The sequence below is a fragment of the Kitasatospora sp. NPDC094015 genome, assembly GCF_040304075.1.
Classification (GTDB): domain Bacteria; phylum Actinomycetota; class Actinomycetes; order Streptomycetales; family Streptomycetaceae; genus Kitasatospora.
Genome location: NZ_JBEOUL010000009.1, coordinates 198,783 through 209,424 on the forward strand (window position 1 = coordinate 198,783; position 10,642 = coordinate 209,424).

At 74.8% G+C, this 10,642-nt stretch carries 7 protein-coding genes; all 7 read right to left on the minus strand.

The genetic code is table 11. The features are described 5' to 3' along the window. Positions 1-4: 4 nt before the first annotated feature. Entirely contained in the window at positions 5-2,209 is a 2,205-nt protein-coding gene (scpA, locus tag ABT014_RS14695; protein ID WP_350639096.1) for a methylmalonyl-CoA mutase, read from the minus strand. Beyond that, the gene (locus ABT014_RS14700; protein WP_350639097.1) at positions 2,206-4,092 is read right to left on the minus strand and encodes a methylmalonyl-CoA mutase family protein; all 1,887 of its coding nucleotides are present in this window, start codon (positions 4,090-4,092) and stop codon (positions 2,206-2,208) included. Before ABT014_RS14700 ends, scpA begins: the two co-directional genes overlap by 4 nt. Positions 4,093-4,192: 100 nt before the next feature. Next, positions 4,193-5,095, minus strand: coding sequence for an SGNH/GDSL hydrolase family protein (locus ABT014_RS14705; protein WP_350639098.1), 903 nt, complete (start codon positions 5,093-5,095; stop codon positions 4,193-4,195). Beyond that, a complete protein-coding gene (locus ABT014_RS14710; protein ID WP_350639099.1) occupies positions 5,092-6,258 on the minus strand; it encodes a glycosyltransferase in 1,167 nt (388 codons plus the stop codon). The genes ABT014_RS14705 and ABT014_RS14710 overlap by 4 nt, the downstream gene beginning before the upstream one ends. Next, a complete protein-coding gene (locus tag ABT014_RS14715; protein WP_502894973.1) occupies positions 6,255-7,613 on the minus strand; it encodes a glycosyltransferase family 4 protein in 1,359 nt (452 codons plus the stop codon). Before ABT014_RS14715 ends, ABT014_RS14710 begins: the two co-directional genes overlap by 4 nt. 134 nt (positions 7,614-7,747) lie before the next feature. Continuing rightward, the gene (locus ABT014_RS14720) at positions 7,748-8,989 is read right to left on the minus strand and encodes a saccharopine dehydrogenase family protein (RefSeq protein ID WP_350639100.1); all 1,242 of its coding nucleotides are present in this window, start codon (positions 8,987-8,989) and stop codon (positions 7,748-7,750) included. 7 nt (positions 8,990-8,996) lie between these two features. Next, positions 8,997-10,586 (minus strand): APC family permease, encoded by a 1,590-nt coding sequence (locus tag ABT014_RS14725; protein WP_350639101.1) that lies wholly within the window; start codon positions 10,584-10,586, stop codon positions 8,997-8,999. Between the last annotated feature and the right edge of the window lie 56 nt (positions 10,587-10,642).

Consider the following 10,642-nt stretch of genomic DNA (forward strand, 5'->3'; position numbering starts at 1 on the left):
CGGCTCACAGCTCGTGGCCGAGGTCGGCGGCCAGCGCCTTCAGCAGGTCGTAGGCCGCGTCCGGGATGACCGTGCCGGGCGGGAACACCGCCGCGGCGCCCGCCTCGTACAGCGCGTCGAAGTCCTGCGGGGGGATCACGCCGCCGACCACGATGGTGATGTCCTCCCGTCCGGCGGCGGCGAGTTCGGCGCGCAGCGCGGGGACCAGGGTGAGGTGTCCGGCGGCCAGCGAGGAGACGCCGACGATGTGCACGTCCGCCTCCACGGCCTGCCGGGCGACCTCGGCCGGGGTCTGGAACAGCGGGCCCACGTCGACCGTGAAGCCCAGGTCGGCGAAGGCGGTGGCGATCACCTTCTGGCCGCGGTCGTGGCCGTCCTGGCCCATCTTGGCGACCAGGATGCGCGGGCGGCGGCCCTCGGCCTGCTCGAACCTCTCGACCAGCGCCCGGGTGCGCTCGACCCCGGTGGACGGTCCTGCCTCGTCGCGGTACACACCGGAGATGGTACGGATCTGGCCGGAGTGGCGCCCGTAGACCTTCTCCAGGGCGTCCGAGATCTCGCCGACGGTGGCCTTGGCCCGGGCGGCGTCCACCGCCAGCGCCAGCAGGTTGCCCTCCAGCGAACCGCCGCCCTTGGCCCCGGCCTCCGCCGAGCGGGTCAGCGCCCGCAGCGCGGCCTGGCAGACCTCCTCGTCGCGCTCGGCGCGCAGCCGGCGCAGCTTCTCGATCTGCTGCGCGCGCACCGAGGAGTTGTCGACCTTGAGCACGTCGATCTGCTCGTCGTTGGCGACCCGGTACTTGTTGACGCCGATCACCGGCTGGCGGCCGGAGTCGATCCGCGCCTGGGTACGGGCGGCGGCCTCCTCCACCCGGAGCTTGGGGATGCCGGCGTCGATCGCCTTGGCCATGCCGCCGGCCGCCTCGACCTCCTGGATGTGCTGCCAGGCGCGGGCCGCCAGGTCGTGGGTGAGCTTCTCCACGTAGGCGGAGCCGCCCCAGGGGTCGATCACCCGGCAGGTGCCCGACTCCTGCTGGAGCATCAGCTGGGTGTTGCGGGCGATCCGGGCCGAGAAGTCGGTCGGCAGCGCCAGCGCCTCGTCCAGCGCGTTGGTGTGCAGCGACTGGGTGTGGCCCTGGGTGGCGGCCATCGCCTCCACGCAGGTGCGGGTGACGTTGTTGAACACGTCCTGGGCGGTCAGCGACCAGCCGGAGGTCTGCGAATGGGTGCGCAGCGACAGCGACTTGGCGCTCTTCGGGTCGAACTGCTTGACCAGCTTGGCCCACAGCAGCCGGGCCGCGCGCAGCTTGGCGACCTCCATGAAGAAGTTCATGCCGATGGCCCAGAAGAACGACAGCCGGGGCGCGAAGGCGTCCACGTCCAGCCCGGCGCCGAGGCCGGCCCGCAGGTACTCCACGCCGTCGGCCAGGGTGTAGGCCAGCTCCAGGTCGGCCGTGGCCCCGGCCTCCTGGATGTGGTAGCCGGAGATGGAGATCGAGTTGTACCGGGGCATCTTCTGCGAGGTGTACGCGAAGATGTCGGAGATGATCCGCATCGAGGGCTGCGGCGGGTAGATGTAGGTGTTGCGGACCATGAACTCCTTGAGGATGTCGTTCTGGATGGTCCCGGCGAGCTTCTCCGGCGCCACCCCCTGCTCCTCGGCGGCCACGATGTAGAGCGCCAGGATCGGCAGCACCGCGCCGTTCATGGTCATCGACACCGACATCCGGTCCAGCGGGATCCCGTCGAACAGCTGGCGCATGTCGTAGATCGAGTCGATCGCCACGCCCGCCATGCCGACGTCGCCGGTCACCCGGGGGTGGTCGCTGTCGTAGCCGCGGTGGGTCGGCAGGTCGAAGGCGACCGACAGGCCCTTCTGGCCGGCCGCCAGGTTGCGCCGGTAGAAGGCGTTGGACTCCTCGGCGGTGGAGAAGCCCGCGTACTGGCGGACCGTCCACGGCTGGTTCACGTACATGGTCGGGTAGGGGCCGCGCAGGAACGGGGCGATGCCCGGGTAGGTGCCCAGGAAGTCCAGGCCGGCCAGGTCCTCGGCGGCGTACAGCGGCTTGACGCCGATGCCCTCCGGGGTCTCCCAGAGCAGTTCCTCGACGTCCTTGCCGGTGGCCTGCTGCCAGGCCGCCCGCCACTGCTCGCCGGTGGCCGCGGGGGCGGACTGCGGGTCGAGTCCGATCTCCGTGAAATCGGGGATCATCGGGCCACTCCGATCAGGTCGAGCAGGGAGGTGAGGAGCGCGACCACGTCGCCGCCCGCGGCGACGAACTCGTCCACGCCGGCCTGCCGCCAGGCCGGTTCGCGGTCGGCCGCCGGTCGGCCGGCCAGCAGCAGCCGGGTGGCGCCGGCGGCCTTGAGCGCCGCGGCGACCGGCTCGGCGTGCTCCTCGTACAGCGCGTCGGAGGAGCAGAGCGCGGCCGGTCCGGCGCCGGCGGCGGTGTACGCCTCGGCGAGCGCGGCCGGGTCGGTGCCGAGCCCCACCACGGTCTCGATGCCGCCGGCCTGCAGCAGGTTGGCGGTGAAGGTCAGCCGGGCGGTGTGCGCGGCGGCCGGCCCGAGCGCGGCCAGGAACACCCGTGGCCGGCTGCCGGTGGCCGCCAGGTGGCGGTCGGAGCGGGTCCGCAGCGCCTCGTACGCCTCGGCGCGGCGGACCCGGGGCAGGCCGCCGGTGAGCGGGGCCGGGGCGGGCTCGCGGACCAGCGGCCGCTCGCCGAGGTTCGGGAACTCGCTGACGCCGGTGATCGGTTCGCGGCGGCGGGCCAGCGCGGTGGAGCGCCGGGCCCAGGTGTCGCCGATCCGGTCGGCGATCAGCCCGGAGGCCAGGGCGGCGCGCTGGCCGCCGGCCCGCTCGATCTCCTGGAACCAGGACCAGGCGGCCCGGGCCAGCTCGTCGGTGAGCGTCTCGACGTACCAGGAGCCGCCGGCCGGGTCGATCACCCGGGCCAGGTGCGACTCCTCGAGCAGGATCGCCTGGGTGTTGCGGGCGATCCGGCGGGCGAAGGCGTCGGGCAGGCCGAGCGCGCTGTCGAACGGCAGCACGGTGACCGCGTCCGCGCCGCCGACGCCCGCGGCCAGGCAGGCGACGGTGGTGCGGAGCATGTTCACCCAGGGGTCGCGCTCGGTCATCATCACCGTGGAGGTGACCGCGTGCTGGCGCTGGGCGGCGGCCTCGGGGGAGACCCCGCAGGCCTCGGCGACCCGGGACCACAGCCGGCGGGCGGCCCGCAGCACCGCGATGCCGAGGAACTGGTCGGCGCCGACGGCGAAGCGGAACTCCAGCTGCGCGGCGGCGTCGTCCACCGCCAGCCCGGCCGCGGTCAGTTCCCGCAGGTAGGCGACGCCGGTGGCCAGCGCGCAGCCCAGCTCCTGCGCGGGGGAGGCGCCCGCCTCGTGGTACGGCAGGGCGTCGACGACGATCGTGCGCAGCCCCGGGTGGCCGTCCCGCAGCCGGGCCGCGAGCGCGGCGGCCGCGGCCAGCTGCTCGCCGGTGGCGCTGTCGTCGCCGGTCCTGGCCAGCAGGCCCAGCGGGTCGGCGCCCAGGTTGCCGGTGGCGGCCTCGGCGGGGACGCCGCGCTCCTGGAGGAGCGCGAGCAGCCGCTCGGCGGCGGCCGGGAACTCGGCCCCGGCGTCCAGCACCACGGCGGCCAGGTTCAGGTAGACGCCGTTCAGCAGCTCGGGCAGCGCCTCGACGGGCGCACCGCCGCGCCCGAGCTCCAGCCACAGCGAGCCGACCCCGTGCTCCAGGTCGGCGAGCACCGCCTCGTTGGCGACCCGCGGATCGGGGTGGGCGTGGCGCTGGCGCACGTCCCACCCGGCGACGGCCGAGCCCTGCGCGCGGCCGCCGCGGACGAACGGCGGGAAGCCGGGGTAGCCGGCCCCGTCCGGGGCGTCCTCGGCGGTGTACAGCGGACGGGCCGTGAGGCCGTCCGCCAGCTTGGTGGCGAGGGCGTCCTCGGCCTGCGCGCCGCTCACGTCCTGCTTGCCGGACTTGTGCAACACGCCTTCGACCAGGCGCTGCCACTGCTCACGGCTTGCATCCGGGAACTCGGCGGCCAGGGAGAGCCCTTCGGGCGAGACCGTCATGAGGGAAGGTTAGAGCCCGTTCACGTGGGGCTGTACCGCGAAACGGTGTGACCTTTCACTCCTTGCACTCCAGGGGCCGCGGAGTGCAACCCCGCGGCGTTCACGCGGAACGTTTCGGCTCCTCGGCGTGGCGCAACGGGGCGGCCGTGCGCACACCCGCCGACCGCTGCGGCGGGAGCGGTCGCGGCAGGTCCAGGGCGGCGGCCGTCCGCTCGGCCGCGCGGGCGTCCAGCCGGCCGGCGGTGCCGGCCAGCAGGTGGGCGGTCTCGGTGGCGGCCAGCGCGAGCAGGCCGGGCAGCAGATCGGTGCAGCGGGCGGCCATCCAGCGGGTGCCCTGGGTGGCCATCCAGCGCAGGTCCGCGACGAAGCCGGGCGCGGCGGCGGCCGTGGTCGGGGCGGGGGCTGGGCCGAGCCGGTGGCCGGAGGCGGTCAGCAGGGCGTGGAAGTCGCGGGCGATCAGGTGGTGCCCGGCGGCGCTCGGGTGCAGCCGGTCCACGCTCAGCAGCGCGCGCTCGGTCAGCCAGGGCAGCTCGGCGAGGTGCAGGTGGGCCGCGCCGTGGCGGGCGGACAGGGCGTGCACCACCGTGTTCACGGCGCGCATCCGGCGGGCCAGCGGGCGGGCCAGCGGCCGGGGCAGCCGCAGCAGCCGGCCCGGGTCGGGCAGGCAGGCGGTGAGCACGGTGGCGCCCTGCGCGGTCAGCGCGGCCAGCGCGGTGTCCAGGTGGCCGGCCGTACGGGCGATGTCGAACCCGGCCCGCAGGGTGTCGTTGCCGCCGATCAGCACGGCGGCGTAGTGCGGCCGCAGGGCGAGTGCGGCCGGCAGCTGAACGCCGATCAGGTCGTTGCTGAGCGCGCCGCTGTCGGCCAGGTTGCGGAACTCCACCGGGCCGTCGGCCAGGCTCGGGGCGAGCACCGCCGCCCAGCCGCGCCAGCCCGCCGGCACCGGGTCGCCCACGCCCTCGGTGATCGAGTCACCGAGGGCGGCGAAGCGGACCGTGCTCACGGCGCGGCCCGGTGGCCGGCGGCGGGCAGCGGCACCCGCTGGGCGGTCAGGAAGCCGGCGACGGCCGAGCCCCAGCCGAACTCCTCGGCCCGGGCCCGGGCCGCGGCCCGCCGCTCGGCGGCCGGCCGGTCCAGCAACTCCCGTACGGCGTCGGCGAATCCGGTCCCGGTGTCGACGGCCGCGGCCCCGGCCGCGCCGACGATCGGCGGCAGCGCGGAGGAGCGGCTGACCGCCACCGGGGTCCCGCAGGCGAGCGCCTCCAGGGCGGCCAGCCCGAAGGTCTCCACCGGCCCGGGGGCGATCGTGACGTCCGCGGAGGCGAGCAGCGCCGCCACCTCGGCGCGCCCGCCGAGGTGGCCGAGGAAGCGCACCGGCAGCCGCAGCTCGGCGGCGCGGGCCTCCAGCCGGCGGCGCAGCGGCCCGGCCCCGGCGACGGCCAGCACCACGGGGAGGCGGTCGCGGCGGCGCAGCACGGACAGCGCCTCCAGGGCCCGTTCGGGCTTCTTCTCCGGCGACAGCCGGGAGCAGAGCACCAGCAGCAGCTGGCCGGGCTCGGCGTAGCGGGCGCGCACGGCCGGGTCGTGGCGGTCCGGGTGCAGCTGCTCCAGGTCGACCCCGAGCGGGGCGAGTGCCACGTTGGCGGCGCCGATCCGCTCGAACTCGGCGGCGGCCCAGGCGGTGGTGCACAGCACGGTGTCGTACCCGGCGGCGGTCCGGGCGTTCAGCCGGTCGGCCAGGCCGCGGGCGGCGCCGGCCGGGACGCCCCAGGTGCCGAGCAGCCCGGTCGCGCTCTCGTGCGAGACCATCGCCGAACGCACGCCGTGGGCGCGGGCCCAGGCACCGGTCCAACGCAGGGTGGTGCGGTCGGAGACCTCCAGGCGGTCGGGCGCGAGGTCGGCCAGCGTCCGGGCGACGGCCCGCCGGTCGGTCAGCACCCGGTAGCCGCCGCTGCCGGGGACCGGAGGGCCGGGCAGGGTGATCACCCGGCCCTGGGAGGTCCACTCGTCGGCCGCGCGCGGGCCCGGCACCACCAGGACCGGCCGGTGGCCGGCCGCCAGGTAGCCCTCGCCGAGGTGGCGCAGGGCGGTGCGCAGGCCGCCGGAGACCGGGGTGACGAAGTTGGCCACCCGGACGATCCGCAGGCCTTCTGCGGCCTCGCTCATGCCGGCAGCTCCTCGGGCAGCTCGGCGGGCACCGGCTGGGCGGGGATCGCCGGGGCGCTCATCGCCGCACCGGTCTTCCCGGCACCGGTCTTCGCGGCACCGGTCTTCGCGGCGCCGGCCTTCGCGGCACCGGTCTTCGCAACGCCGGTCTTCGGGGCGCCGGCCGGCACCGGGGCCGGGTCGACCGCCGGGTGCAGCGCCTGCACGGGGGCGCCGTGGTGCTCGGCCAGCACCTCGGTGTAGTGCCGCAGCAGCAGGTCGCCGACCGCCTCCCAGGTGCGGGCGGTGACGTCCTCGCGCCCGGCCCGGCCGTAGCCGATCCGCAGTTCGGGGCCGGCCGCGGCCAGTTCGGCGACCGCCCGGGTGACGGCGCCGGTGTCGCGCGGCGGCACCAGCAGGCCGGTGCGGTGGTGCCCGACCAGGTCGAGCGGGCCGCCGACGGCGGGCGCCACCACCGGGACACCGCTGGCCATCGCCTCCTGGATGGTCTGGCAGAAGGTCTCCAGCGGGCCGGTGTGCACGAAGAGGTCCAGGGTGGCGAAGCAACGGGCCAGCTCGGCGCCGGTCCGCCGGCCCAGGAACAACGCCTTGGGCATGGCGGCCTTCAGTGCCGGCGCGCTCGGCCCGTCGCCGATCACCACCACCCGGACGCCGGGCAGCTCGCAGGCCCCGGCCAGCAGGTCGACCCGCTTCTCGGGGGCGAGCCGGCCCACGTAGCCGACCAGCAGCTCGCCGTTGGGGGCCAGCGTGCGGTGCAGCGCCTCGTCCCGGTGGCCCGGGTGGAAGCGGACCGAGTCGACCCCGCGGGGCCACAGCCGCACCCGCGGCACGCCGTGCGCGGTGAGGTCCTGGGCGGCGGGCGTGGACGGCGCCAGGGTGCGGTCGGCGGCGCCGTGCACCGCCCGGATCCGCGCCCAGGCGAGCGCCGAGCCGATGCCGCGCCCGACCCGGTACGCCTGCGCGTACCCGGCCAGGTCGGTCTGGTAGACGGCGACCGTGGGCAGGCCCAGCCGCGTGGCCACCCGCGCGCCGCGGGCGCCCAGCACGAACGGGCTGGCCAGGTGGACCAGGTCGGGCCGGTGGGCGGCGATCGCGGCGGCCAGCTGCCGGCTGGGCAGGGCCACCCGGACCTGCGGGTAGCCGGGCAGGGGGATGGAGGGCACCCGCACCACCGGCAGCGGAGTCGAGTCCGGGCCGAAGGAGTGCGGCGGGCAGTGGGCACCCCGGGCCGGCGCGGGCGTGATGACCAGCGGCTCGTGGCCGCGCCGGACCAGGTGCTCCGCGGTCCGCAGCACGCTGTGGGCGACGCCGTTGACCTCAGGGGGGAAGGACTCGGTGACGATGGCGACTCGCATGCCAACGTTGTGTCCGGCCGGAGCGTGCTGACGGCCAAGGGGATCTTTCGTACAGGCGAACGTCCGTGGCCAATTCGACGCGCCCCGGCGCGGCCGCCCCGGCGGGTGCCCGCCCGGGGGTGCGCCGGGGCGCCTCAGGCGGCCTCGGGGGTCTCCTCGCGCATCGCCCACGGGGAGCCGTAGGCGGTCAGCAGATCCAGGAACGGGCGGGCCGGGAAGGCCTCGGGCCCCAGCACCCCGGTGCCCGACCAGGCGCCGGTGGCCAGCAGTTCGAGCGCCACCACCGGGTTCACCGCGGTCTGCCAGACCACGGCCTGCGAACCGTACTCGCGCATCGACCAGGCGTTGTCGACCACGTGGTACAGGTACACCTGGCGCGGCCGCCCGTCCTTGGTACCGCGGACCCAGGTGCCGGCGCAGGTCTTGCCGTGCATCCGGTCGCCGAGGCCGGCCGGGTCCGGCAGGCAGGCGGCCACCACGTCGCGCGGGGAGACCTGGACGGGGCCGTCCGGCCCGCGGACGGTGACCGGGTCGGTGGAGTCGAGGCCGAGCAGGTGCAGGGTCTTGAGGACGTCGATGAACTCCCGCCCGAGCCCGTACTTGAAGGTGACCCGGTGGGCGTCGATCCACCGGGGCACCAGCAGGACCTCCTCGTGCTCCACGTTCACGCACTCGACCGGGCCGATGCCCTCCGGGAAGTCGAACACCTCGGGCTCGCTGAACGGCTCGGTGGTGTACCAGCCGCGGTCGCGTTCGAAGACGACCGGCGGGTTGAGGCACTCCTCGATGGTGGTCCAGATGCTGAACGAGGGCGCGAACTCGTAGCCCTCGACGGTCAGATCGGCGCCGTCGCGGATCCCGATCTCCTCGATCCGGTCGAACAGCTCGTCGGCGGCGTGGCGGGCGAACACGTCGGAGAGGCCCGGTTCGACGCCCATCCCGCACAGGGCCAGCAGCCCGGCCTCCTCCCAGGCCCCGGCCTGCTCGAACTGGCCGTCGCCGAGCTTGACCCCGGTCTCCTGGTACGGGCGCTCGGGGTGCGGGTGCGAGAGCGACATTGCCATGTCGAGGTAGTGCGCGCCGGCCGCCCTGGCGGCCTCGAACAGCGGCAGGACGAACCGCGGGTCGGTGGCGTTGAACAGCACGTCGCAGCGGTGCTCGGCGAGCAGCGCCTGCACCCCGGCCGGGTCGGAGGCGTCGACGGTGGCCGGGCGGAACCGCTCCGCACCGGCCTGGCCGGCCAGCGAGGCCACCACCGCGGCGGCCCGCGCCGGGTCGAAGTCGGCGACCACGAAGCACTCGAAGAACGACCGCCGCACCGCGATCCGGGCGGCCGCGCCGCCCACGCCGCCGGCGCCTACCAGCAGGATCCTCATCGCCGCCTCACCCCTGCCCGAGGACGGGGTCGGGATCGGCCGGGTCCGCGGTGCTCACCGGCACGTCCGGGTGCCGGAACCAGGACTTGTCGACGGCCCACTGGATCAGCATCAGGACGACGCCCAGCAGCAGTGCGCCGATGCCGATCACGGTCACCCCGCCGACGTCGCCGATGCCCGGCAGATGGATCGAGGTGGAGCCGTAGTCCGGGTCGGCGTAGACGTCGAAGGCCGCGTAGCAGAAGAAGTACAGCAGCATCAGGCCGCCGATCAGCGGCGCCAGGCCCTTGAAGACGAAGTCGCGCACGCTGCGGGTCAGCACCCGGCGGTAGTACCAGACGCAGGAGAAGCCGGTCAGGCCGTAGTAGAAGGCGATGGCCAGGCCGACCGAGGCGATCGAGTCGGCCAGCACGTTGCCGCTGATCGCGGTGAGCAGGACGTAGAACGCGATCGAGGCCAGGCCCATGCCGACGGTCGACCAGGTCGGGGTGAGGTGCCGGTGGTGGACCCGGGCGAACTGCCGCGGGATGGCCTTGTGCGCGGCCATCGAGAAGGTGGTCCGGGCGGTCGGCAGGATGGTGGTCTGGGTCGAGGCGGCGGAGGAGGTCAGCACCATGAAGATCAGCAGCTTGGTGAGGAACCAGCCGAAACCGGTACTGCCGAACACGGCTCCGCCGAGGCTGGACAGCACGTCCCCGGAGTTGTCCTCGTTGCCGAGTCCGATCCCGTCCGTGCCGATGCCGGCGAAGGCCTGCGCGGAGGTCGACACCAGGGCGTAGATCAGCAGCAGCAGGACGGTCGAGATGACGGCCGCCCGGCCGGGGGTGCGGGCCGCGTCGGCGGTCTCCTCGTTGACCGAGACGGCCGTGTCCCAGCCCCAGTAGATGAACACGGCGGCCAGCACGCCCGCCGTGAACGCGCTCGCCGAGGGCACCTCGAAGGGGTTGAACCAGGAGCCGCTGATCCGGATCGCGGTGTCCGGCGGACTGTCGCCGTAGACCTTCACCAGCGCGGTGACCGACAGCACCACCAGCATCACCACCTCGATGCACAGCAGCCAGCGCTGCAGTGCGGCCGAGATCTCGATGCCGATGTAGCAGATCCAGGTCATCACGATGATCCAGACCACCCCGGCGACGGTGGTCCACACGGTGCTCTCGGCCAGGCCGTCGAGGCCGAACAGCTGGAAGCCGTAGACGCCGGCGATCTGGGCCAGGTTGGCCATCACGATGACGTCGGCGACCACGATGCCCCAACCGCCCATCCACCCGGTGCGCGGACCGAAGGCCCGGGCCGCCCAGGTGAAGGTGGTGCCGCAGTCGGGGTCGGCGGCGTTCATCTCCTTGTAGGCGTACGCGATCAGCAACATCGGGATGAACGCCAGGATGGTGATGATCGGCGCCTGCAGGCCCACCCCGACCACGATGATGCCCAGCGTGGCGGCCAGGCTGTACGCGGGGGCGGTGGAGGCGAGGCCGATGGCCACCGAGGAGACCAGGCCGAGGGCGCCGGTCTTCAGGCCCTTCTCGCCGGCCCCGGAACCGACCACGCTGGGCGCGGCGGGCGGCGGCGTGTTGCGTCCGGGGGGACCAGACATCTTCCCAACCCCCTTGATCTCGAACGGAGGGACGATCTCGAACGGAGGGATCTCCG

Bases quoted from the DNA above. Each gene is read 5' to 3' on its own strand.
- scpA (WP_350639096.1), bottom strand. From the start codon at position 2,209: ATGATCCCCGATTTCACGGAGATCGGACTCGACCCGCAGTCCGCCCCC.
- ABT014_RS14700 (WP_350639097.1), bottom strand. From the start codon at position 4,092: ATGACGGTCTCGCCCGAAGGGCTCTCCCTGGCCGCCGAGTTCCCGGAT.
- ABT014_RS14710 (WP_350639099.1), bottom strand. From the start codon at position 6,258: ATGAGCGAGGCCGCAGAAGGCCTGCGGATCGTCCGGGTGGCCAACTTC.
- ABT014_RS14715 (WP_502894973.1), bottom strand. From the start codon at position 7,613: ATGCGAGTCGCCATCGTCACCGAGTCCTTCCCCCCTGAGGTCAACGGC.
- ABT014_RS14720 (WP_350639100.1), bottom strand. From the start codon at position 8,989: ATGAGGATCCTGCTGGTAGGCGCCGGCGGCGTGGGCGGCGCGGCCGCC.
- ABT014_RS14725 (WP_350639101.1), bottom strand. From the start codon at position 10,586: ATGTCTGGTCCCCCCGGACGCAACACGCCGCCGCCCGCCGCGCCCAGC.